Annotated in this window: 16 protein-coding genes; 11 read left to right on the forward strand and 5 right to left on the reverse strand. The window is 66.9% G+C overall.

The genetic code is table 11. The features are described from left to right. Positions 1-40: 40 nt before the first annotated feature. Positions 41-1,024: a threonine/serine dehydratase gene (locus GDN70_RS13990; protein ID WP_028143306.1), complete on the forward strand. Its 984-nt coding sequence runs from the start codon at positions 41-43 to the stop codon at positions 1,022-1,024. A 182-nt stretch (positions 1,025-1,206) separates the two neighbouring features. Here the strand turns inward: GDN70_RS13990 and GDN70_RS13995 are convergent, their stop codons facing one another. After that, positions 1,207-2,985 carry a caspase family protein gene (locus GDN70_RS13995; protein ID WP_173015805.1) on the reverse strand — a complete coding sequence of 593 codons (1,779 nt, stop codon included), beginning with the start codon at positions 2,983-2,985 and terminating at the stop codon, positions 1,207-1,209. 165 nt (positions 2,986-3,150) lie between these two features. Here GDN70_RS13995 and GDN70_RS14000 point away from each other — a divergent pair, with 165 nt between their 5' ends. Further along, positions 3,151-3,594: an RbsD/FucU family protein gene (locus GDN70_RS14000; protein WP_028143304.1), complete on the forward strand. Its 444-nt coding sequence runs from the start codon at positions 3,151-3,153 to the stop codon at positions 3,592-3,594. Here the strand turns inward: GDN70_RS14000 and GDN70_RS14005 are convergent. Continuing rightward, positions 3,591-3,974 (reverse strand): VOC family protein, encoded by a 384-nt coding sequence (locus tag GDN70_RS14005; protein ID WP_038949064.1) that lies wholly within the window; start codon positions 3,972-3,974, stop codon positions 3,591-3,593. The genes GDN70_RS14000 and GDN70_RS14005 overlap by 4 nt on opposite strands. A gap of 149 nt (positions 3,975-4,123) precedes the next feature. Here GDN70_RS14005 and GDN70_RS14010 point away from each other — a divergent pair, with 149 nt between their 5' ends. Continuing rightward, the gene (locus GDN70_RS14010; protein ID WP_038971722.1) at positions 4,124-4,483 is read left to right on the forward strand and encodes a hypothetical protein; all 360 of its coding nucleotides are present in this window, start codon (positions 4,124-4,126) and stop codon (positions 4,481-4,483) included. Positions 4,484-4,698: 215 nt separating this feature from the next. On the opposite strand, the gene GDN70_RS14015 is transcribed toward GDN70_RS14010, so the two are convergent. Continuing rightward, positions 4,699-6,138 carry a hypothetical protein gene (locus tag GDN70_RS14015; RefSeq protein ID WP_028143301.1) on the reverse strand — a complete coding sequence of 480 codons (1,440 nt, stop codon included), beginning with the start codon at positions 6,136-6,138 and terminating at the stop codon, positions 4,699-4,701. A 75-nt stretch (positions 6,139-6,213) separates the two neighbouring features. Between GDN70_RS14015 and GDN70_RS14020 the strand changes: the two genes are divergently transcribed. Beyond that, on the forward strand, positions 6,214-7,410 hold the full coding sequence (locus tag GDN70_RS14020; RefSeq protein WP_038949067.1) for a major facilitator superfamily domain-containing protein 6: 1,197 nt from the start codon (positions 6,214-6,216) through the stop codon (positions 7,408-7,410). Here the strand turns inward: GDN70_RS14020 and dgcA are convergent. Beyond that, a complete protein-coding gene (gene dgcA / locus GDN70_RS14025) occupies positions 7,380-8,375 on the reverse strand; it encodes an N-acetyl-D-Glu racemase DgcA (RefSeq protein WP_038949068.1) in 996 nt (331 codons plus the stop codon). The two genes, GDN70_RS14020 and dgcA, sit on opposite strands and share 31 nt — an antisense overlap. Positions 8,376-8,509: 134 nt before the next feature. Here dgcA and GDN70_RS14030 point away from each other — a divergent pair, with 134 nt between their 5' ends. From GDN70_RS14030 to GDN70_RS14060, 7 genes are all read left to right on the forward strand, one after another. Further along, entirely contained in the window at positions 8,510-9,643 is a 1,134-nt protein-coding gene (locus tag GDN70_RS14030; protein WP_152102681.1) for an ABC transporter permease, read from the forward strand. A 2-nt stretch (positions 9,644-9,645) separates the two neighbouring features. After that, entirely contained in the window at positions 9,646-10,416 is a 771-nt protein-coding gene (locus GDN70_RS14035; protein WP_028143297.1) for an ABC transporter ATP-binding protein, read from the forward strand. 42 nt (positions 10,417-10,458) lie between these two features. Next, positions 10,459-11,331: an MlaD family protein gene (locus GDN70_RS14040; protein ID WP_028143296.1), complete on the forward strand. Its 873-nt coding sequence runs from the start codon at positions 10,459-10,461 to the stop codon at positions 11,329-11,331. Between the two features lie 357 nt (positions 11,332-11,688). Then, complete coding sequence (locus tag GDN70_RS14045) at positions 11,689-11,865, forward strand: DUF3311 domain-containing protein (protein WP_028143295.1); 177 nt, start codon at positions 11,689-11,691, stop codon at positions 11,863-11,865. Then, entirely contained in the window at positions 11,855-13,345 is a 1,491-nt protein-coding gene (gene mctP / locus GDN70_RS14050) for a monocarboxylate uptake permease MctP (RefSeq protein WP_095425600.1), read from the forward strand. The genes GDN70_RS14045 and mctP overlap by 11 nt, the downstream gene beginning before the upstream one ends. Before the next feature lie 150 nt (positions 13,346-13,495). Beyond that, a complete protein-coding gene (locus GDN70_RS14055) occupies positions 13,496-17,041 on the forward strand; it encodes a PAS domain-containing hybrid sensor histidine kinase/response regulator (protein WP_173015806.1) in 3,546 nt (1,181 codons plus the stop codon). Further along, entirely contained in the window at positions 17,038-17,691 is a 654-nt protein-coding gene (locus GDN70_RS14060) for a response regulator transcription factor (protein ID WP_038949071.1), read from the forward strand. The genes GDN70_RS14055 and GDN70_RS14060 overlap by 4 nt, the downstream gene beginning before the upstream one ends. 72 nt (positions 17,692-17,763) lie before the next feature. Here the strand turns inward: GDN70_RS14060 and GDN70_RS14065 are convergent, their stop codons facing one another. Further along, positions 17,764-23,604 (reverse strand): negative regulator of septation ring formation, encoded by a 5,841-nt coding sequence (locus tag GDN70_RS14065; RefSeq protein ID WP_028143291.1) that lies wholly within the window; start codon positions 23,602-23,604, stop codon positions 17,764-17,766. Between the last annotated feature and the right edge of the window lie 165 nt (positions 23,605-23,769).

Here is a 23,769-nt window from a genome sequence, read left to right on the forward strand (position 1 = left end):
GTGTCTTGCCCGCGCTGCGGTGGCCGCGATAAGATCTGACATGACCGAACAGCTCCTCCCGATCGGCCCTGCCGATATCGACGCCGCAGCGCGCGTGATCGCGCCCTACGCCATCCGCACCCCGCTGTTGTCCTTTCCCGTGCTCAACGAGCGCGTCGGCGCCAAGGTCTTCCTGAAGCCGGAGATGCTCCAGCGCACCGGCTCGTTCAAGTTCCGCGGCGCCTTCAACAAGGTGTTCTCGATCCCGCAGGACAAGCGCGCCGGCGGTGTCGTCGCGTTCTCCTCCGGCAACCACGCCCAGGGCGTGGCGGCGGCGGCAAAGATTCTCGACATGCAGGCGACCATCGTGATGCCGGCGGATGCGCCGCTGTCGAAGCGCGAGCGCACCAAATCCTACGGCGCCGAGGTCGTGCTCTATGATCGCGACAAGGACGACCGTGAGGCGATCTCGCGCGGCATCGCCGAGAAGCGCGGCGCGACGCTGGTCAGGCCTTACGACGATCCGTTCGTGATCGCAGGGCAGGGCACTGCCGGCCGCGAGATCGCGGAGGACATGGCAACGCTCGGTCTCAGCCCCGACATCGTGGTGGCGCCGGCGTCCGGCGGCGGCCTGATCGCGGGCGTCGCAACCGCCGTGAAGGCGCGCTATCCGCTAGCCGAAATCGTGGTGGCCGAGCCCGAGGCGTTCGACGATCACGGCATTTCGCTGAGCGCAGGCCATCGCGAGCCGCATCCGCCGGCGGGCCGCACCATCTGCGATGCGCTGATGGCGCTGATTCCCGGCGAGATGACGTTTGCGATCAACAGCAAGCTGCTGGCGCGCGGCGTTACCGCGTCGGACAAGGAAGTCGGCGCCGCCGTTGCCTTCGCCTATCGCGAGCTGAAGCTCGTGGTGGAGCCGGGCGGTGCGGTGGGTCTTGCGGCGCTGCTGGCGGGGCGTCTCGATGTGGCCGGCAAGAACGTCGTGATCGTGCTCTCCGGCGGCAATGTCGATGCGGATTTGTTTGCGGAGTTGGTCGCCTAGCCGCCATTCCGGGGCTCGCGAAGCAAGAACCCGGAATCCACTTCTCCGCCGTCTCTGCCGCACAATGGATTCCGGGCCTGCGCCTCACGGCGCATCCCGGAATGACGATCGTCGAGGGTCGACATGAAGAAGGGGCAGAGCGTTTCCGCTCTGCCCCTTCTTCGTTGTGTGGCTCGCTGCGATCAGCGCATGAAGCCGCGGTGGTTATTGCCGCCGCCCGTGCTCGGGGCCTGGTTCATCGACTGGCGGATGTTGTTGCCGCCGCTGTTGACCATGCGGTTGGTCGTGTTGAACTGCGGGCGATTGTTGTTCTGCACCTGCACCTTGTTCACCGGGTTGTTGTTGATCTTCACGCCGTTGTTGACGCGGATCGGGTTGTTCTGCGTCTGGACGTTGACCGGCTTCGTCTCGACCTTCGGGCCGCCCTTGCCGACATTCACCGGCACGCTGACGATCTTGCCGAGGGTGCCGTTGCCGGCGTCCGGCTTGTTGTTGGTCGCGGGCAGGGTCACGATCTTGCCGATGCCGCCATTGCTGGTGGTCGTGTTGGTCGGCGCAGGCAGGGTGACGATCTTGCCCGGGGTCTGCGACGGCGTGCCGTTCGGCTGGTTGTTGCCCGAGGGCAGATTGCCGATCTGGCCGCCATTGCCGAGCTTGCCGATGACATTGCCGTCGACCGGCTTCTGCACGATCGGCAAATTGCCGTTGATCTGACCACCGCCATTACCCTGCTGCAGCGGCATGTATTTGGGCTGGCCGAGATTGCCGATCTTGAAGGTCGGAGCAATGTTCTGCGGCGCCAGGAACTTGGTTGCTTGCATCAAGGGGATCTGCTTCGGCTGCGTCTGCAGCTTCAGCGCCATTTGCGCATAGGGGCTGTTGCCGTAGCTGTCGTAGAAGCTCTTGTAGGCAACCGGCGAATTCACCAGCACCGCCTTGTGCCAGGCCTGCGAGAGCAGGATGTTGTTGAGCAGCCAACGGACGTGGTCGCACAGCGGGTCGTGCGGGTACATCTGGATGAACTCCTGATAATATTCCGGCCGGCCCTCGGACACGACGTAGTCATAGGCCTGACGCGTCGAGCGGCTCGGCAGGTTGGAGGCCATCTGCACCACCGGCGCCCTGACGGGCGCGCGGTTGGCGGCAACCGCGGTGTCGCCGAAGAAGGTGAAGTCCGAGGTCAGCGAGGAACTCTCCCACGGGATCTGCGCGCCGCTGGTGGATTGGTTCACCTGCAGGCGGACGCGCTTGAACAACTGCTCGATCGGCACGTTGGGTTCGCGCGCGACGTTCAGGAACGCCTGCGTGTAGGGGCTGTGACCGCCGGTGCCGTCGAGCGCTTCGGCGCCCGGCGCGGTCGAGTAACCGACGATCGAGCCGTTCGGCGCATCGACGATGGCGAGGCCGCGGCCGGCGTCATTGACATCAGGGAACGGGTTGTTGCGGCAGGCATCGAGGATGACGATGCGCATGCGGCTCGGGATCGTCTCCAGCGTCGACATCACGTCGACCAGCCGCACCGAATTATTGACGAGCTCGGTCTGGCTCGACACCTTGGCGTCGACGGGAACGAGATAGTTCTCGCCGGCGAGCTGCACGCCGTGACCGGCGTAATAGACCATCGCCACCGTGTTCGGACCGCGCGCGGACACTTTGGCGGAGAAGTCCTGGACCACACGGAGCATGTCGTTCTGGGTCAGGTCGGTCGCGGCAACCACCTCGAACCCCGCCGAGTTCAGGAACTTCGCCATCGACTCGGCGTCATTGTCGGGATTGGCGAGTTGCGGCGCGTTCTTATAGTTCGAATTCCCGATCACCAGCGCCACCCGCTGCTCCGGGCCCTGCAGCGCGGTGGGGGCCGGCTCGACCGGGGCAACTTGCGCGGAAACGGGGCCGCAGGCGAAGCCGAACAGGCTTCCCACAAGGCTGGCTGTCATCAGGAAAGGCTTTAGGCGGAACATGGCGTGCTCCTTTGGCACTGATCTCGATGCGAGATTGGTTGCCGGGGAGCCTCGCCGCGTTCGAGCTTGAGGTCCGTGATCCCCCTCACCATGGTGGCCTTGCGTGATCTGAATCACGCTCGGAACCTGCTATGGTGAGCGATCGATAAGGGGAACTGCCGTCACATGCTGAAATCGATCGATCCGATCCTGACGCCCGACCTGCTCTGGCTGCTGGCCTCCATGGGCCACGGCGACGATCTCGTGGTCGTCGACGCCAACCACCCGGCCACGCACATCGCCCGCAGCACCTCGTCGCAGCGCCTGATCCAGCTGCCGGGCATGACGATGGAGACGGCCGTCCGAGCCATCATGACGCTCTATCCGCTCGACGATTTCGATCCCGACCCGGTGCGCGTGATGGCGCCGGTCGACGATCCCGACCGCGTGCCCGACGTGCAGCGCGCCGTGCTGGCCGAGATCGAGCGTGCGGTCGGACGCGCCGTTGCTCCCGGCAAGCTCTCGCGTCCGGATTTTTACCGCGCGGCGGCGGCGGGGTTTGGTGTCGTGCAGGTGGGGGACAGCAGGGGTTACGGCTGCTTCCTGATCAGGAAGGGCGTGATCGGCTAGCCGGATTGGCGCATCAGCTCCGACGGCCAGCCAACCCGGACGAGAAGGCCGTCGGGGCCGTTGATGCCGACTTCATACATGCCCCATTCGCGGTGGCGCAGCACGCCGCCGGGCCGGATGATGAGATCGTCCACGCGCGCGGCAATGGCCTCGACCTCGGGCGTGCGAATGAAAATGCCAAAGGGATTGTGCTCCGGCACGCGCCACGGGCCATCGCCGGCTTGCGTGAGATGCACCTCGCATCCCCAGCCGCTCATGATGACATAGCGGGCATCGCCGCCGATGCGCGCAAAGCCGAGCCGTTCCCAGAACGGAATTGCGGCGGGAAGATCGTTGCTGGGAACGATCGCAAAGGCGCCGACGCGCGGGCTCTCAGGCATTCGGTCACTCCGGCACATGCAAGCGGTCCGCGCCGCGTTCACGCTGCGCGTTGCGAGCTTATCGAGAGCGGCCGCTCGGCAGAAGCGGCGAAACGTCCCGCACTCGAATTTGAATGGCGCGGCGGGAACTGACTGTCTATGGTTTCTCCATGTCCCGCTTTGTGTGTCTATTCGTTGCCATCATCCTATCGCTGCTGCCGACTGTGGCGTCCGCTGAGCCCGTTCAAAAGCGTCCCAAGCCCGTCTGGAAGGGCTACGGCTTCCTGCCGGGCTATCGTCAGCCGCTGAGCAACAGCATTCCGCTCTACAAGCAAAAGGAAGCGATGCGCCGAATGTCGCGCGCCGACCGGCGCCATTGGTACATCGACCCGGTGCCGCAATATTACCGCTGGGACGGCGAGTGGCACTATTTCGGCCGCCCCGGCTTCAACGGCGGCCGCTACAATGGCGGCAGTTTTGGTCCGTGCTGGACGCGCACGCCGATTGGGGCGGTGTGGAATTGCGGGTGACCAGCTGATCGCGCCGTCGCTGCTCTCGCAATGACGATGCGGAGAAAGTGTGCGCGCCTTCTCGCTTACTCGTGCCCCGGACGCAGCGCAGCGCTTCTTCAGCGGTGCGCTGCTGAGCCGGGGCCCATGTGGCAGCGGAGAGCATAGCCTCTGGGTCCCGGCTCTGCGCTGCAACGCTGGCGCGTTGCAGCTTGTCCGGGACACGATGCTCCCCCTTACGAGAAGAACGCGATCTTCTCGGCCTGGGTCATGCGGCGGATCGGGGCGAGGGGATCGTTGGCCGGCGCGCGGGGCTTTTGCAGGATGCCGCTGGCGAGGATGGTGGCGCCGAGCGAGGTCTCGGGCAAGGAAGCAGACAAGGGCGTGGGCGTGGGCAGCGACGTTGTCGGCGCTGCGGCGAAATTCGCCGTCGCGGCCATGGCCGGGGCCTGCTGCTCCATCACCTCGGCGGCGGCCTCCGCAATGGCGTCGGTGAGGCGCGCGAGCGAATCCATTGCGATCGGCGCGTGGGCGGCGGGCTCCTCCGCCACCGCTGCGACGACCGGCTCTTCCGCGATCGGTTCGGAAAGCTCCGCGGCATCGGGCGCTGCGGCCTCCGCCACCATCAACTCCGCAATGGCCGCTTCCATCTCGACCGGCGCGATGATCTCGTCGAAATCAGGATCGGGCGCGGCCATCTCGAGCGCGATGGCCTCGAGCACGGCGTCGTCCTCGGCTTGCGCGGCTGCATCGAGCGCGAACGCGTCAGCGACTTCCGCGAAGCCGACGGGTTCAGGGGCCGGCTCTTCGAACGAGACGGCTTCGTGCGCGACGTCTTCAGGCGCGACTTGGTCGAGCGCGGTGCTCTCGACAGCCATCTGGCTCTCGGCCGCAATCGCCGGCGTAACAGCCGCGTCCATTGCCTGTTCCGCCTCGGCGAACGCTTCGGTGGCGACGGTCGCGTCAGCGGCTGCTTCGGGCTCGGCAGCCTCGGCGAGATCCTGCGGTGGCTCCGTAAAGGCCACGGGTGCTTCGCTCGCCATCGCAGCGGGCGCGGTCTCGGCAGGCGGAGCTTCGGCGGCGAATGACGGCGCCTCCTGCACCGGAGCGGACGCGGGAGCCGCCGCCTGCGGCGTTGCGTCGCCGTCGGTCTGCTCGACCCGATCCCTGAGCAGATCGAATGCGGCTTTGAGCTCGACGCGGGGGTCGATGGTCGAAATCTGTCCGCAGGCGGCTTCGATCGAGGCGAGCTGCGAATCAATGAGGTCGCAGATTCGCCCGTCGGCACCGATCTCGCGCCAGCGCCAGGAGATCTCCTTGATGATGCGCACGCCGCGCGGAATCGCGGCGAGGCTCGTCTCGATCGCGGCGGGATCGAAGGCGGCGATGGCGATCGTCTCGGCCTCGCGGATCGCGCGGCGAATCTCGATCAGGGCTTCGGGCAGGCGGTCCTCGACGACGGGTTGCCGCTGTGCCGCAAGGGTTTCTTCGATTTTCGCGACCGCGTCGAGCACCATGCTCGTGTCGGCGTTGCGGTTGCGCTTGGCGTATTCGCCGAGGAACCAGCGGCCGCGCGCCGTCTCCATGAAGGCTTCGCGGATCGCGTCGTAATCCTGCTCGTTCGGCTCGGCCGCGCGGGCAGACATGGGCGAAAGGGCGAATGCTTCGTTGGCCATTGCGATCTCGTCGCGCAAATCACCGCGCGTTACAGTAACGATCACCACGATATCGACCGAATCGCAATTGGTTTGATGGCACCCGAATCACAAATCCCCACGCCAGCATCGGCGAAACGGCGATTCGCCGTCAGCCTCGCCCTGTTCTATTCGGCCGTCTTCGCGGTCTCGGGCACGCATCTGCCGTTCTTTCCGGTGTGGCTGAAGGCGATCGGCATCGACGCGGCCTGGATAGGCCTCATCAACGCGCTGCCGGCGATCACGCGCTTCACCACGCTGCCGCAAGTGACGTCCTTCGCCGAAAAGCGACATGCCATTCGCGCCGGCATGATGGTGTCGGTGCTGGCGACCGCGATCGGTTTTACGGCGGTCGGCCTGCAGCAGCAGCCGCTGGCGCTGTTCCTGATCTACGCGCTGACCTGCATGATGTGGACGCCGACGATGCCGCTGACCGATGCCTATGCGTTGCGCGGCGTCGCTCGTTACGGGCTCGATTACGGACCCTTGCGGCTGTGGGGCTCGGCGGCCTTCGCCGCCGGCTCGCTCGCCTGCGGCTATCTCGTAGACCACATCGCCGCGCGCGACCTGATCTGGGTCATCGTCGCATGGGCCGTCGTTGCGGTCGCCGCCGGCCTGCTGCTTCAGCCGCTGGACGATGTCAGACGCAAAACCACGGAGAGGCATGCCGGCAAGGCGCTGCTGCGCGATGCCGGCTTCTGGGCCGTCATCGTCTCGGCCGCGCTGATTCAGGGCAGCCACGTCGCCTACTACACCTTCTCCGCCATCAACTGGCAGCTCCATGGGATCAGTGGGCTGACGATCGCGGGCCTGTGGACGTTGGGCGTGATCGCGGAGATCGTGGTGTTCGCGCTGTCGCCGCGCTTCTCGCTGCATCCGTCCACCATGATCGCGATCGGGGGTCTCAGCGCCGTGCTGCGCTGGATCGTCACTGCCAATGAGCCGCCGCTCGCGCTGTTGGCGATCGTCCAGCTCGGCCACGGCCTCAGCTTCGGCATGACCATCGTCGGCACGATGAATCTCCTGGTGCAGCGCGTGCCCTCGCATCAGATCGCGCGGGGGCAGGGCTATTACGCCGCGTGCAACGGACTGCTCGGCGCCGCGACATCGATCGCGTCAGGTGCGATCTACGCCCGCATCGGCGATGGATTGTACTACGCGATGGCTGCGATGGCGGCGGCCGGCGCGCTTCTGATCTGGTCGGCGCGGCACCGGCTCAAGCCTCAGCCCCAGAGCGAAACGTCCGGCGGATAGACGAGGCTGTCATCGTAACGCAGGCCGTGATCGCGGTCGCGCGCCAGCAGCAAGGGGCCGTCGAGATCGACGAAGCGCGCCTGTGGCGTCACCAGCATCGCGGGGGCCATCGACAGCGAGGTTGCGACCATGCAGCCGATCATGATCTCGAAGCCGAGCGCCTGCGCGGCGTCCGCCATCGCGAGGGCCTCGGTGAGGCCGCCGGTCTTGTCGAGCTTGATGTTCACGGCGTCGTAGCGGTCGCGCAAGGGGACCAGCGAGGAGCGGTCATGCACGCTCTCGTCGGCGCAGACCGCGAGCGGGCGCTTGATCCGTGCCAGCGCTTCGTCCCGGCCGGCCGGCAGCGGCTGCTCCACCAGGGTGACGCCGGCGGCATCGCAGGCGGCGAGATTGTGCGCCAGATTGGCCTCGGTCCAGGCCTCGTTGGCATCGACGATCAGCTCGGATTCGGGAGCGGCCTTGCGCACCGCGGCGATCCGCTCGGGATCGCCGTCGCCGCCGAGCTTGATCTTGAGCAGCGGCCGGTGCGCCGCCTTGGCGGTGGCGGCCGCCATGGCCTCGGGGGTCCCTAACGAGATCGTGTACGCCGTGGTGCGCTCGCCCGGCACCGGCCGGTCGAGCAGGTTCCAGGCCCGCAGGCCCGCCGCCTTGGCCTCCAGGTCGATCAGGGCGCAGTCCAGGGCATTGCGGGCCGCACCGGGCGCCATGGCGGCCTGCAGGGCTTGCCGCGTCAGCCCGTCCGCGACGGCCTGCTGCATGGCCTGGATGGCCGCCAGCGTCGCCTCGGGCGTCTCGCCATAGCGGGGATAGGGCACGCACTCGCCGCGGCCGGTCAGCCCGTCCCGGGTTACCTCCGCTACGATAGTCACGGCCTCGGTCTTGGCGCCCCGGCTGATGGTAAAGCTGCCCGCGATCGGGAAGCGCTCGATTCGCGCCGCCAGGGCAGCAAATTTCATGGAAGTCATTTTGAACTCTGGCGAAATCTGAACCTGCTAGTTACCTCTAGCAACTAACATTAACCACTTGGGGATACCTTCTCTGGGTAAGGGCGCGTGCGCAACTATCTGATTTTCTCCGCCCCGGCACGGGAGCGGACATCTTGAATAGCGATCCGAAGCTGGAACGGATTGCCAAGGGCAACGCGCTGGCACTCTGCGCCACCGGGACGTGGACGGCCAGCTTCGCGCCGGTCCTGGAGCGGATGGTGGCCGACGCCGAGAAGCTCGCCGGCGGCCAGCAAAGCATCTTCATCGACGTCTCCGAAGTCGCCAAGCTCGACACGTTCGGCGCCTGGCTGATCGAGCGGCTGCGCCGCAGCCTGACCCAAGGCGCCGTCGAGGCGCAGATCGCGGGTCTCTCGGCCAATTATTCCAGCCTCGTGGACGAGGTGCGGCGGGTCAGGGCGACGGCCGTGGTCGACGGCGGCACCGTGACCATCACCGGCATGCTGGAGCAGATCGGCCGGGCCGTGGCCGGCGTGGGCGGCACGGTCGCGGGTCTCGTCGACATGCTCGGCGCCGTGCTCGCGGCAGGATTTCGCGTCCTGATCCATCCGCGCTCGTTTCGCCTGACCTCGACCGTGCATCACATGGAGCAGGTCTGCTGGCGCGCGGTGCCGATCATCGTGCTGATCACCTTCCTGATCGGCTGCATCATCGCCCAACAGGGCATCTTTCATTTCCGCCGCTTCGGCGCCGACATCTTCGTGGTCGACATGCTGGGCGTGCTGGTGCTGCGCGAGATCGGCGTGCTGCTGGTCGCGATCATGGTCGCGGGCCGCTCGGGCAGCGCCTACACCGCCGAACTCGGCTCGATGAAGATGCGCGAGGAGATCGACGCGTTGCGCACCATGGGCTTCGACCCGATCGAGGTGCTGGTGCTGCCGCGCATGATGGCGCTGGTGCTGGCGTTGCCGGTCCTGGCCTTCCTCGGCGCGATGGCCGCGCTCTATGGCGGCGGTCTCGTCGCCTGGCTCTATGGCGGGGTCGAGCCCGAGGCCTTCCTGCTTCGTTTGCGCGACGCCATCTCGATCGACCATTTCATCGTCGGCATCGTCAAGGCGCCGGTCATGGCGGCCGTGATCGGCATCGTCGCCTGTGTCGAGGGCCTCGCCGTGCAGGGCAGCGCGGAATCGCTGGGCCAGCACACCACGGCCTCGGTGGTGAAGGGCATCTTCTTCGTCATCGTCATGGATGGCGTGTTCGCCATCTTCTTCGCCTCGATCGGGATGTGACGATGGCTCCCGAGATCCAAAATCCGATCATCCGCGTGCGCGACATCACCGTGCAGTTCGGCTCCACGCGCGTGCTCGACGGCCTCAACCTCGACGTCAAGCGCGGCGAGATCTTGGGCTTCGTCGGTCCTTCCGGCGCGGGCAAGTCGGTGCTGACGCGCACCATCATCGGTCTCGTGCCGAAGGTCGCGGGCTCCATCGAGGTGTTCGGCGTCGACCTGGATTCCTCCAACACGTCGCAGCGCCGCAACGTGGAGCGGCGCTGGGGCGTCTTGTTTCAGCAGGGGGCGCTGTTCTCCTCGCTGACCGTGCGGCAGAACATCCAGTTTCCGATGCGCGAATATCTTCGGGTCTCGCAGCGGCTGATGGACGAGATCACCATGGCCAAGCTCACCATGGTCGGCCTCAAGCCCGAGGTTGCCGAGCGCTTCCCGTCCGAGCTCTCCGGCGGCATGATCAAGCGCGTCGCGCTGGCGCGCGCGCTGTCGCTCGATCCGGACCTCGTCTTCCTGGACGAGCCGACCTCGGGCCTCGATCCGATCGGCGCTGGCGACTTCGACGAGCTGGTCAGGACGCTCCAGCGCACTTTGGGGCTCACCGTTTTCATGGTAACCCACGACCTCGACAGCCTTTACACAGCGTGTGACCGCATCGCCGTTTTAGGGAACGGTAAGATCATAGCGGCAGGGTCGATCGCCGACATGCAGGCCTCGCAGCATCCCTGGCTGAGGCAATATTTCCATGGCAAGCGCGCCCGCGCGGTCATGGGTTGAGTGGCGGGGTTGAGTAGCTGTGATGAGTAGCCGGAGCACCTGATGGAAACGCGGGCAAACTACGTCTTGATCGGGTCGTTCACGCTGGCGGTAATCGCCGCGGCGATCGGCTTCGTGCTCTGGTTCCAGTCGCTGCACACCACCAAGCAGCGCAGCCCGCTGCGCGTCGTGTTCGAGGGCCCGGCGGCGGGCCTGCGCAACGGCGGCAGTGTCAATTTCAACGGTATCCGGGTAGGCGAGGTGGTCTCGGTGAAGCTCGACAACCCGCGGCGGGTTGTCGCACTCGCCATGATCGAGAACAACGCCCCGATCCGCAAGGACACCCTGGTCGGCCTCGAATTCCAAGGGCTCACGGGCGTTGCCGCGATCTCGCTCAAGGGCGGAGACGAAGCCGCGGCCCCGCCGCCGCTCGACCAGGACGGCATCCCGACGCTGACGGCCGACCCCAACAAGCTCCAGGACGTCACCGAGGCGATCCGCGGCACGCTGCAGAACATCAACAAGATCGTCGCCGACAATCAGGAATCGGTGAAGAACTCGCTGAAGAATCTGGAGACCTTCACCAACTCGCTCGCGCGCAATTCCGAGAAGATCGACGGCGTCATGGCCAAGGTCGACGGCGTCATGCTCAAGGCCGACAACCTCATGCTCGGCCTCAACACGCTCGCCGGCGGCAAGGACGGCGGCGAGCTGTTCCAGGCGGTGAAGTCGATCCGCGAGCTGGCCGACGATTTCGACAAGCGCTCCGGCGCGTTGATGAGCGACGGCCGCCGCACCCTCGGCGACATCAGCCGCGCCGTGAACAATTTCGACCGCAACCCCACCCGCGTGCTGTTCGGCGCCAGCAACAGCAGCGCCCCACCGCCTCCGCCGCCCGAGCCGCCGAGGCCGGCCGCGCCGGAGCGCAGGCGGTAGCAGCGCGTCGTCCACGGACCTCTCCACTCGTCATTGCGAGCCAACGGGTTCGCGTAGCGCGGACCGATGACAGGCTCCGCGAAGCAATCCGGACTGTCTCTGCGGGACGATCTGGATTGCTTCGTCGCTTCGCTCCTCGCAACGACGATTGGCGTGTCCGCCCCGTTATCGATTCCGTCATCCCTCAATCAGGGTGACGGGTTAGACCTCTCTTCGCAATGACAGGGCCGATACGAAAGTATGGGGGTCTGGCCGAGCCAAGGTAGGGGGAGGGGCTGGCCGTCATTGTCCGCTATATCGCGCTCAAGTCGCGCTCACGAAAAAGCGCGTCGACTTCACACACAGGGAGGAGAGCGCGTGGTACGCCTGTTGCTGTTGTTGCCGTTCATCGGCCTGATGATCGTGCCGTTCTACAATATCGGGGAGCCGCATCTGTTCGGCTTTCCCTTCTTCTACTGGTATCAGCTCGCCTGGGTGCCGCTGACCTCGCTCCTCACCTACATCGTTTACAGGAGCGCGCGCCGTGCTGACTAATGTCGATAGCGCGGCATTCGCCGTATTCCTCGCACTGTTCGTCCTCGTCACCGGCATGGGCTTCGTCGCCTCGCGCTGGCGCAAGCCGGAGACGCTCGCCCATCTCGACGAGTGGGGCCTCGGCGGCCGCAAGTTCGGGACCTGGATCACCTGGTTCCTGGTCGGCGGCGACTTCTACACCGCCTACACCGTGATCGCCGTTCCCGCGCTGGTCTACGCGGTCGGCGCCTACGGCTTCTTCGCGCTTCCCTACACCATCATCGTCTATCCCTTCGTGTTCGCGGTGATGCCGGTGCTGTGGAAGGTCGCCAAGGAGCGCGGCTACGTCACAGCCGGCGACGTGGTGCGCGGCGCCTACGGATCGCGTGGGCTCGAGCTTGCCGTTGCCGCCACCGGCGTGCTGGCGACGATGCCCTACATCGCGCTCCAGCTCATCGGCATGGAGGTGGCGATCAAGGCGCTGGGCCTGCACGGCGAAGTGCCGCTCGTTCTCGCCTTCCTGGTGCTGGCGCTCTACACCTATTCGTCGGGCCTGCGCGCGCCGGCGCTGATCGCCTTCGTCAAGGATATCATGATCTACATCGTGGTGATCGCCGCGATCGCGATCGTGCCGTCCAAGCTCGGCGGCTACGGTGCGATCTTCACCGCGGCGGATGCGGCCTTCGCCAAGAAGGGTGCGGGCGGCATCCTGCTGTCGCCGGCGCAGATCGTGCCCTATGCCTCGCTGGCGCTGGGCTCGGCGCTCGCCGCCTTCATGTACCCGCACACGCTGACCGGCATCTTCGCGTCGTCCGGCGGCAACACGATCCGCAAGAATGCGATGCTGTTGCCGGCCTACACGCTGCTGCTCGGCCTGCTCGCGCTGCTGGGCTACATGGGCCATGCTGCGGGCCTCAAGCTCGCCAGCAACAACGACGTCGTGCCCGAGCTGTTCAAGATGCTGTTCCCGAGCTGGTTCGCGGGCTTTGCCTTCGCCGCGATTGCGATCGGCGCACTGGTGCCGGCCGCGGTCATGAGCATCGGCGCGGCCAATCTGTTCACCCGCAACTTCTGGAAGGTGTGGGTCGATCCGAAGGTGACGCCGGCAGGTGAGGCGAAGGTCGCCAAGATCACCTCCATGCTGGTGAAGGTCGGCGCGCTGCTCGCCATCCTCCTGATGCCGACGCAGTTCGCGCTCGACCTGCAGCTGCTCGGAGGCCTCTGGATCCTGCAGACGCTGCCGGCGCTGGTGTTCGGTCTCTATCTGAACTGGTTCTCGAGCACGGCGCTGCTGGCCGGCTGGGCGGTCGGCCTTGCAGGCGGATCCTGGCTGGCATGGTCGGACGGCTTGAAGCCGCTGCACAGCATTGACCTCGGTGCTGGCCCGGTTGCGATCTACACCGGTCTGCTGGCGCTCGCGCTCAACATCGTGGTGGCCGTCGCGGTCAATTTGGTGCTCAAGCGCACGCCGCAGGAGCGGCTCTCCCGCGAGGCGGCCTGAGGTGACCTGCGAGCGGCGGCCGGCGATCCTCCGGCCGCCGCTCTCGTTCGGAATGAATAGTCTTTCATGCGATTGAAAACGTTTTAGTATCTGCCCTTGCTCCGACTCCGCTCGTCGCGGGCGGATCTGACGGTCTCGGGTGAGGATGTCTTGCAGGCGTGGTTCGTTCTTGCGGTCGCTGCCGGCTATGTGACCACGCTGTTCCTGGTGGCCTGGTGGGGCGACCGGCGGAGCGCCGGTGGGCCGCTGGTCTTGCCAAACTCCTGGACGGCCGCGATCAGCTATTGTCTGACGCTTGCGGTCTATAACACCTCGTGGAGCTTTTACGGATCGGTCGGGCGTGCCGCCACCAGCGGGCTGGACTTCGCCACGATCTATATCGGCCCGACGCTGGTGCTGCTGTTCGGCCAGAGGCTCCTGTCCAAGGTGATCGCGATCGCCAAGGCGCAGAACGTCACCTCGATCTCGGACTTCATCGCCGCGCGCTACGGCAAGAGCCAGGTGCTGGCGGCCTTCGTGACCCTCGCATCGGTGCTTGGCGTGCTTCCCTATATCGCGCTCCAGCTCAAGGCCGTCGGCAAGAGCTTCGACTATCTGATCCTCCAGCCTGAGCGCGCAGGCGGCGAGGCCCTGCGGTTCTGGCAGGATTCGGCGTTCGGCGTGGCGGCGTCGATGGCGTTGTTTGCGATCGTGTTCGGCGTCCGGCACGTCCATGCCAGCGAGCATCATCGCGGCCTGATGCTCGCGATCGCCTTCGAGAGCGTCGTCAAGCTGCTCGCCTTCCTGATCGTCGCGCTGTTCGTGCTGTTCGGACTATCGGGCGGGCCGGCCGCACTGCTGTCGCAATTTCAATCCGAGCCGCAACTGGCGGGGATTCTGAGCTTCGATCCGACGCAGCCGGTGTGGCCAGCGACGATCATCATCTCAGGCATCGCCTTTCTGTGCCTGCCGCAGGCGTTCCATGTCGCCGTCGTCGAGAACGAGAGCCCGAGCCACACGCGCACCGCAGCGTGGCTTTATCCGGCCTATCTCGCGCTGTTCAGCCTGCTGATCCTGCCGATCGCTGCGACCGGGCTGACCCGGTTCGGCGCAATGATGGACCCCGACACCTACGTCATCTCGCTGCCGATCGCGGCGGATGCGAGCGCCGTCAGCCTGATTGCCTTCCTCGGCGGTCTCTCGGCCGCAACCGGCATGGTGATCATGACATCCGTCGCGCTCAGCACCATGCTCTGCAACGACGTCATCATGCCGCTGCTGCTGCGCTCGCGCGTCTTCGGCCTGCGCGCGCGGAGCCGGCCGATGACCTCGGTCCTGGTCGCGGTGCGCCGGTTCTCGATCCTCGGCATCCTGCTGCTCGCCTATCTGATGCATCGTCTGGTCAACCAGTCCTATCCGCTCACCGTGATCGGTCTGCTGTCGTTCGTCGCGGTCGCGCAATTCGGCCCGGCATTCGTCGGAGGGCTGTTCTGGCCGCGGGCCAACAAGGCCGGCGCCTCGCTCGGGATCGCGGCGGGTTTCTGCATCTGGGCCTATACGCTGCTGCTGCCCTCGGCCGCGCCGCTCTGGCCTGGGATCGCGGAGATCGTTCGCAACGGCCCCTGGCAACTCGGCTGGCTCAAGCCGAACGCGCTGTTCGGTCTCGAAGGTATCGATCCGATCTCGCACGCCACGCTCTGGAGTCTCGGTGCCAATCTCGTCTGCTTCCTGGTGTTTTCGGCGTTCGGACGGCAATCGACCGTCGAGCGCAACCAGGCTGCCGCGTTCGCCGACGGTGTCGTTCGCGAAACGATCCCGAAGCTGTCCTCGCGCGTGCTGGTCCGTCTCGACGATCTCCGGGCGCTGGCGCTGCGTTTTGTCGGCGCCGAGCGCGGTGCGGCGTCCTTTGACAGCTATCTTGCCGCTCGTGTCTCCGGCACCGGGCCGCGCCTCGATCCGTCGGGGCTCGTCGATCTCGACTCGATCCGGTTCACCGAAAACCTGCTCGCTGGCGCGATCGGTGCGGCATCCGCGCGGGTGGTGATCGCGGCGTCGCTCGAAGGGCACTCGCTGTCGCGGCGGGAGGCGATGGCGATGCTCGACGAAGCCTCGGAGGCGCTGCGTTTCAACCGCAGCCTCTTGCAGAGCACGCTCGAGAGCGTGCCGCAGGGCATTTGCGCGTTCGACGCCGATTTCAACATCACGGCCTGGAACGGCCGTTTCATCGCGCTCTTGGACCTGCCGCCGGATTTCGTGCGCGTGGGGCTTCCGCTGGCGGAGCTGATCGCCTTCAACGTCGAGCGGGGGGAGTATGCCGCCTCCGAATTCGCAGCGCTCCTGGTCAACCGTGACGTCGCCACGCAGATCTGGCCCTATCTCTACGAGCGCAAGCGGCCGGACGGCACGGTGCTCGAAATCGTCTATGACCGCACCGCCGAGGGCGGCTATGTCTCGACCTATACCGACGTGACCGAGCGCCACCAGGCCGCCGAAGCCCTGCGACGCGCCAATGAGGGGCTCGAGCTGCGCGTCCGTGAGCGGACCGAGGCGCTCGAACAGGCCAAGGCAGAGGCCGAGCAGGCCAATCTCGGCAAGACCCGTTTTCTGGCCGCGGCCAGCCACGATCTGCTGCAGCCGCTGAACGCGGCCCGTCTGTTCCTGTCAGCGCTCGACGAGAGCCTGAGTGTTTCGTCGCGCACGGCTGACGCCGACAAGGAGCGCGCCCTGGCGAGCAGCGCGGTCACGGCGCTGCGCTCCACCGAGCATGTGCTCGACAGGCTGCTCGACATCTCCTCCTACGATGCCGGTGCCGTTCGCGCCGAGGTCTTCGACTTCCCGATTGCCGATCTCTTCGTGCAGTTGAACGTCGAGTTCTCGGCGATGGCACGGGAACGCGGGCTCGTTCTTCGTGTCGTCGATTGCGGCCTCGCCGTGCGCAGCGATCCGCATCTGTTGCGCCGGATCTTGCAGAACCTGCTGTCCAATGCGCTTCGCTACACGCCGAGGGGGCGCATCTTGCTCGGCTGCCGGAGGCGGGGCAGCGCGCTGCGCATCGAGATCTGGGACACCGGTGTCGGGATCGCGGCGGAGGACCAGAAGCGCATCTTCGAGGAGTTCCAGCGCCTCGCGCCCGGATCGGAGAAGGGATTGGGCCTCGGGCTCGCCATCGTCGATCGCGTGTCGCGGCTGCTGGGCCATGCGGTCGATGTCCGTTCGCGTCCGGGACATGGCTCGTGCTTTGCCGTCGCGGTGCCGCTTGCGCGCGGACCGGGCCAGCCGCTTCAGCGCGGTCCGGCAATTGCCGCGCCGGTGGCGGCGGAGCGGCCTCTGACGATCCTGTGCCTGGACAATGACGCGACCATCCTCGACGGCCTCACGGCGCTGCTCGGTGATTGGGGACATCGCGTGCTGGTCGCACCAGACGCCGCCGGGGCGATGGAAGCGGCGGCGGCCGACGTGCCGGACGTCGTGCTGCTCGATTACCATCTCGATGGCGGCCGCAACGGCTTGGACTTTCTCGACGAACTCAGGCAGAAGGCGGGCCGCGAGGTTCGCGCCCTGGTCGTCACCGGTGATCGCAGCGAAGCGGTCCGCAAGGAGGCGAGGGCGCGCGGCTGCGAGATCCTGTCAAAGCCGGTCAAGCCGGCGGCGCTGCGGCGCTTCCTCGGCAGCGAAGCCTTGAGTCGGCAGCTCGGGACGAAACAGAGGACTTCCTGACGATGCGCATCCTGATCGGCGATGATCATCCGCTGGTGCAGGCCGCCTTGCGCAGCGCGCTGTCGGCCGTGCTGCCCGATCTCGACGTCATTGCCTGCCAGTCACTGGACGAGGCGATCGGCGTGCTGACGGCCCAGTCGGGCGAGATCGACCTGATCCTCTGGGACCTGACCATGCCGGGCATCCAGGGATTTGCCGCGCTGTTCATCCTGTCGGCGCAATTCCCGACTGTGCCGGTGGCGATCATCTCGGCTCGGCAGGACGCCACCACGATCCGCCGCGCCATCGCCTATGGCGCCTCAGGCTACATCCCGAAATCGCTCGGCCTGCCCGAGATGGCCGAGGCGATCACCAGGATTCTCGCCGGCGAGATCTGGATGCCGCCCAATGTCGGCGGCCGCGGCTCGATCCAGAGCGCCGATGTCGAACTCGCCGCGCGCATGGCCTCGCTGTCGGCGCAGCAGCTGCGCATTCTCGCGATGATCGTGGAGGGCAAGCTCAACAAGCAGATCGCGGGCGAGCTCGACATCGCCGAGCAGACCGTGAAGGGCCACGTCTCGACGATCCTGCGCAAGCTCGGTGTCGGCTCGCGCACCCAGGCCGCCGTCCTCGCCGAGCGGCTGTCGTTCGGCCAGCCCAACGCGACCTGAGCTCTTCCCGCAAAACAAAACAGAGGCCGCGAGGCCTCCGTTTTTCGTCGTGCGATTGGCGAGTCTTGTCGCTTACCCCAGCCGTCCCGCCGCATGCGCCAGCAGCGTGTACACCAGCCCCGTCTCCGAGGTCAGGTGGCTGCGCAGTTCCTGCGGGCCGCGGCCGTCGCGGGCGACTTCGTCGAGCAGGCGCTCGAACTCGGCGACGTAGCGGTCCACCGTGCCCTTGAAGTTGCGGTCGGCGCGGTACTTGCGGGCGACCTCGTCGAAGGCCTTCTGGCCGGCGGGCGTGTAGAGGCGCTTGGTGAAGGCCTTGTTCTCGCCGCGCTGGTAGCGGTCCCACATTTCGGCGGCGAGGTTGCGGTCCATCAGCCGGCCGATGTCGAGCGACAGCGATTCCAGCGGATTGCCGCTTGCCTGCGGCGCCTGCGGCTGCGGCGCGGGTGCGGCGCGGCCACGCGGAGCCTCACGGCCGGTCGGGGCGCCCTGATTGGCGTCCGTGCGGTTGAGGAGGTCCGACAGCCAGCCGTCACGGCCCTGGTCGTTACCGGCGGGCGCGACCGGCGGAGCGTCGGTGCGGCGCGCGGCCGGCATGCCGAGGTCCGGCGGCGGCAGCGTGGAAGCGCTGCCGGTGTCGCGCATGCGGGTCTCGGCGCTACGTCCGCCCGCAGCTGCCATGATCGGCTCCTCCTGGCGCTGGACCGCGACGGACGCACGGCCCGTCGTGGTGACGTCGAGGCCGCGGCCATGCTGGGCCACGATGCGGTTGAGCTCGGCGAGGGCCTCGATCTGGTCGACGATCACCTTGCGCATCTGCGCAGTGCTCTCGGCGGCCTCCTGCGGCATCTCGAGCACCCCGCGGCGCAGCTCGTTGCGGGTGGCTTCGAGCTCGTTGTGCATCTCGAAGGCCATCTGCTTCATGCTGGAGACGAGGTTGGTGAACTTCTCGGTCGACTGCTTGAACATCGTGTCCGCCTCATCCGTGGTCTGGCGGTAGATGTCGTGCATGGCCTCGATGGTCTGCCGGTGCTCTTCCTCGGATGCGACGCGCACCGCCTCGAACTGGCGGGTGATCGCCGCGGAGCCTGCGCCGGCGGTCTCGGCGACGACGCGGGCGATGTCGCGGGCGCGCTCTTCGGCGGCCGCCAGCGATTCATCGAGCAGGCCGGTGAAGCGCGACAGGCGCTGGTCGAGATCGGCCGTGCGCAGGTCGATCGTGGTGACGAGCGATTCCAGCGCCTGCTTGCGCTCGGCGAGCGAGGCGGTGGTGTTCTTGTTGCTCTGCTCGACGACCTGCGCGGCATCGACCAGGGCCTTGCCGTGCGCGTCGAACTGGGTCGACAGCTCGCCGAGATCCTGCAGCGCCTTCGTGGTCTTGCTGTTGAAGACGTTGAGCTGCTCTTCCAGGTTCTGCGTCGCCGCGCCGTTGCGCGAGGTGACGTCGTTCATCGCCGAGACGAAGTCGGCGACGCGCGTCACCAGCGCCCGCTCGAGCGAGTTGAGGTTGTCGTGCGCACCGGTCAGCACCTCCTGAAGCAGGATGTTGCCTTCGCGCAGACGCTCGAACAGCGCCACCGTGTCGGTTCGCAGGATCTTGCTGGTCTCCTGCATCTCGGTGACGGCCGCGATCGAGACCTGGCGCGACTGGTCGATCGCCGCGCGCGAGGCCTGCTCGAGGTCCTTGAGCGACTTGCCGACCGCGCCGGTGGCGATCTCGCTCGCCGCGTTGATGGTGCGCGCGACTTCCGAGCCGTTGCCCATCATGGTCTGCGAGAAGGCCTGGCCGCGCGTCTCGATCGACTTGAGCGCGTCCGAGGTGACGCGGTCGATGTCGAGCGTGAGCTGGCTGGTCTTGGAGCCGATCGCGTCGACCAGGGCGCCGCGCTTGGCGTCGATCATGTTCGACAGGCGGTCGGCCTGCTGCTGCACGTAGGTGACGATCTCGTCGGTCTTGCCGGTCATGGCCTGGCCGAAGCTGGAGCTGGCGGCGAGCACCGAACGCTCGACGTCGGACGAGCTCGACTTGACCCGCGAGCTCGCCTCGTTGGAGGCCGAGATCAGCGCGTTCTGGGCGTTGAGCGCGCTGGTCTGGATGTCGTTGGTCGCGTTCGCGGTGGCCGCGCTCAGCGTCCGTTCGATCTCGGTCGAGATCGTGCGGATCTGGCTCGCGGCGTCTGCCGAGGTCGAGGTCAGCGAGGTCTGGGCCTCACGCGCGCTGTTGAGGATGGTTGAGGCGGTGTCGGCACCGACCGCGGTCAGCGTGCGCTCGATGTCCGTGGTCAGCGACTTGATCTGGCTGGCCGCATCGGTCGAGGCGGAGATCAGCGAGCCCTGAGCCTCGCGCACGCCGCTGGTGAGCGCCTCGATGGTGGCGCCGCCGGCGGTTGCCAGTGCGCGCTGCATCTCGGCCGCGAGCGAACGGACCTGGCTGGTCTGCTCGGCCGAGACGGAGAGCAGGGTGGTCTGAGCGTCGCGGGCGCTGGTGGTGATCGTCTCGGCGGTGGACTGGCCGACCTGCGATAGCGAACGATGCACTTCGGCCGCGAGCGACTTGACCTGGCTGGCCGCCTCGGAAGACGCCGTGACCAGCATGTTCTGCGCCTCTCGCGCGCCGGCGGTGATGGTCTCGGCGGTCGAGGTGCCGGCCATCGAGAGCGAGCGCTGCACATCGGCGGTGAGCGACTTGACCTGGGCCGCCGCATCCGAGGACCCGGCAACCAGCGTGTTCTGCGCCTCGCGCGCGCCGCTGGTGAGGATCTCGGCGGTCGAGGTGCCGGCCATCGTGAGCGAACGCTGCACGTCGGAGGAGAGCGCCTTGATCTGATTGGCGGTCTCGCTCGAGGCCGCGATCAACGCGCTCTGCGCATCGCGAGCGCCGGCGGTGATCGATTCCGCCGTGGTGGTGCCGGCCATCGACAGCGAGCGCTGCACGTCGGCGGTGAGCGTCTTGACGTGGTTGGCCGCGTCCGAGGACGCCGTGACGAGGGTGGTCTGCACCTCGCGGGCGCCGGCCAGGATCGAGGCTGCGGTGGCAGAACCTGCCGCCGACAGCGTACGCTCGACGTCGGCCGCAAGCCCCTTGATCTGGTTGGAGGCCTCGCCCGAGGCTGCGACCAGCGTCGACTGCGCCTCGCGGGCGCTGCTCAGGATCGAGTTCGCCGAACCGGTGCCGACCGCGGTCAGCGCGCGCTCGACCTCGGCAGAGGTCATCTTGAGCTGGGCGTTGACGTCGGAGGAGACCGTCATCAGCGATTGCTGGGCGGTGCGCGCACCGGTCTGGATCGTCTCGCTGGTGTTGACGACGAGGTTGGTGAGCGAGCGCTCGGCGTCCTCGACGTGCGAGCGGATCGCGGTCGAGATCATCTCGGCGCGGGACATCATGTCCTCGCTGGCCTGGCGGCCGCTGCTTTCGATGCGGCCGGCGACGGCCTCGACGCGCGAGCCGAGCAGGTCCTCGAACTGCGCCACGCGCACGTCGATGTCGCTGGCGACCGAGCCGACCCGGGTCTCGATGACCTGATGGATCTCCTGGAAGCGCGCCGTGACCGTGTCGGTCAGGTGCGTGCTGCGGCCGTCGATGATCTCGGTGACGCCGGTGATGCGACGGTCGACCGCCTCGATCGCCTGCGCGGTGCCGTCCGTGAGGGTGGAGGTCAGGAGGGTCAGGCGCGTGTCGATCGACTGCACGGCCTGCGAGGCGCCGTTCGTGACCGCGGTGGTCAGGTAGGTGAGGCGGGAGTCGATGGACTCGAGCGCCTGCGTCGCGCCGCCGGTGAGCGTCGAGGTGAGATGGGTCAGCCGCGTATCGATCGACTGGATGGTCTGCGAGGCGCCATCGGTCAGCGAGCTCGTGAGGTGGTTGAGGCGCGCATCGATGGTTTCGATGGCCTGCGTAGCGCCGCCGGTCAGCGACGTCGTGAGGTGGGTGAGGCGGGAGTCGATCGACTGGATCGCCTGCGCGGCGCCATCCGTCAGCGAGGTCGCGAGCGTGTTGATGCGCCCGTCGATGGTCTCGGTCATGGATTGCGCGCGGGTGTCGAACGACTGTTCGAGCGCGGCGACGCGGCCGACGAGCTGCTCGTCGAAGGTCTTGATGTGACCATCGATCGTGCCGTCGAGGCTGGCGATCTTGCCGTTCAGCGAGGCGTCGAGGTGGTTGACGCGTTCGCCGACCGTGGTCTCGAACTGCACCAGGCGCTGGTCGAGCAAGGCCGTGATCTCGCCGCCGTTCGCGGTGAAGCGGGTGTCGAAATTCTCGACATAGGTCTTCAGCGACTCGTGGATGTCCTGCGTGCGCTGGCCCATGCGCTCGACGATCTCGCCGCCGAAGGTCTTCACGGTGCGGTCGAACTCGGAGATGTGGCGCGTGATCAGCGCGCCCAGCGTGCCGGAGTCGCGGGCGAACTTCTCGACCAGCTCGGTGCCCTGGTTCCTGACCAGCTCGTCGAACGCGCTCATCTGCAGCGACAGCGAATCGTGCGCGGTCTCGGTCTGGCTGACGACCTTGGCGACGAGGGTGTTGACGGTGGCGTCGAGCGCCTCGCTCGCCTTGTCGCCGCTCGTCAGGATCTGGCCGGCGAGGCGGTTGCCGGCGTCGTCGATCTTGGCGGAGAGGTCGTTGGAGCGCAGCTCGAGCTCGAGCAGCAGCGAGTCCGAGGAATTCTTCAGGCTGTCGTGCACCTGCTCGGTGCGCTCGGAGATGCCGTCGACGATCGCGGCGGAGCGCTGCTCGAACTCGCCGGTGATGCGGTCGATGCGCTCGTTCAGCATCTCGTGGACGCGGTCGGCGAGGTCGACGAATTCGTCGTGGACGTGGCCGGTCTTGAAGTTGAGGCTGGTGGTCAGCCGCTCGCTGGCGTCGAGCACGGCGCGCGTGGTCTCGTTGCTGGCTTCCTCGAGGCGGTCGAGCAGGTCGCCGCCGCGCTCGCCGAGCGCCAGGATCATGTTGTCGCCGGCATTGCTCAGCGCGCTGGTGATGTGGGCGCCGCGCTCTTCCAGCGCGCCGGTGATGGACTTGGCGACCTCGTCGACACGCGAGGCGATCGCATCAGAGATCAGCGCGATGTCGTGGCGCAAATCGATCTGCACGCCGGAGATGGCGCTGCGGACCTGCTCGGCCTGGCCGACCAGATTGTCGCGCTGATGGGCGATGTCCTGGAGCAGGGCGCGGATGCGCACTTCGTTGTCGGAATAGGCGCGTTCGAGCGCGGCGACCTCGTTGGCGACCAGCGTCTCGAGCTCGCCGGCGCGCGCGATGGCGCGCTCGATGCCGTCGCCCATCGCCGCGACCTCGCGGCGGATGGCCTGGCCGACGGTGACCATGGAATCGGAGGCCGAACCCTCGGGCTCGGAGAAGCGGATCGCGACCTGCGCCATCGCCTGCGCGATCATGCGCATTTCCTGGCCGCGCCAGACGAGGCTCGCAAGGAAGTAGAAGAGCATGATCGGCGCGAAGAACATCGCGATCAGGCCGGCGATGACGAGCACGCCGCCGCTCTGGCCCATGGCGGCCTGGATCGAGGGCAGGAAGCCGAAGGTCAGCGCGGCGCAGGCGGCGAGCCAGACGCCGGCGAAGATGGTGGCGAAGGTGTAGACGCTGCGGGCAGGGCGGCCCTTCTGCAGGGCCTGGAGCAGCTGGCCGATGGTCTCGCGGTCGTCATTGGCGGCGCGGCGCGAAGAGCGCGGCTCCTCGACGGGGTCGAACACGGTCGAGCGCTCGTTGGCGGCAGGGCGCGGCTCGAAGCTCGGTTCGTCGAAGATCGGGGGCGGCGGCGCCACCGAAGGCGCGGTTTCGTTGCGCATCGCGGCGTTGCGGCTGGTGTCGGCAGCCGTGTCGCTGATGTTCAGGGCTTCCTGGATCGCAGAAAGCGCAACTTCTGTGGGGTCTTTGACCTTTTTCGGAGTGTTCGCCATGTTCAGTCCGAGCCCTCGTTACTTGTACGCGTCCCCCCGCGAGCCCTGCGCGCTACGCAAGCCCACAGACCGGATCATGCCGCTTGCGCGGATCTCCGAGCCGTCCCCACCCGGACGGCTTGTCCGCCAATTTCCGCAACATCCTATTGGCAGAGCGTCGCGAAT

Origin of the sequence: Bradyrhizobium sp. TM102 (genome assembly GCF_009176685.1) — a bacterium.
GTDB classification, from domain to species: domain Bacteria; phylum Pseudomonadota; class Alphaproteobacteria; order Rhizobiales; family Xanthobacteraceae; genus Bradyrhizobium; species Bradyrhizobium ottawaense.

Coding starts and splice junctions, on each gene's coding strand:
- GDN70_RS14005 (WP_038949064.1), bottom strand. CDS start 3,974: ATGCCTGAGAGCCCGCGCGTCGGCGCCTTTGCGATCGTTCCCAGCAAC.
- dgcA (WP_038949068.1), bottom strand. CDS start 8,375: ATGACTTCCATGAAATTTGCTGCCCTGGCGGCGCGAATCGAGCGCTTC.
- GDN70_RS14015 (WP_028143301.1), bottom strand. CDS start 6,138: ATGGCCAACGAAGCATTCGCCCTTTCGCCCATGTCTGCCCGCGCGGCC.
- GDN70_RS13995 (WP_173015805.1), bottom strand. CDS start 2,985: ATGTTCCGCCTAAAGCCTTTCCTGATGACAGCCAGCCTTGTGGGAAGC.
- GDN70_RS14000 (WP_028143304.1), top strand. CDS start 3,151: ATGCTGAAATCGATCGATCCGATCCTGACGCCCGACCTGCTCTGGCTG.
- GDN70_RS14040 (WP_028143296.1), top strand. CDS start 10,459: ATGGAAACGCGGGCAAACTACGTCTTGATCGGGTCGTTCACGCTGGCG.
- GDN70_RS14020 (WP_038949067.1), top strand. CDS start 6,214: ATGGCACCCGAATCACAAATCCCCACGCCAGCATCGGCGAAACGGCGA.
- GDN70_RS14065 (WP_028143291.1), bottom strand. CDS start 23,604: ATGGCGAACACTCCGAAAAAGGTCAAAGACCCCACAGAAGTTGCGCTT.
- GDN70_RS14010 (WP_038971722.1), top strand. CDS start 4,124: ATGTCCCGCTTTGTGTGTCTATTCGTTGCCATCATCCTATCGCTGCTG.
- GDN70_RS14035 (WP_028143297.1), top strand. CDS start 9,646: ATGGCTCCCGAGATCCAAAATCCGATCATCCGCGTGCGCGACATCACC.
- GDN70_RS13990 (WP_028143306.1), top strand. CDS start 41: ATGACCGAACAGCTCCTCCCGATCGGCCCTGCCGATATCGACGCCGCA.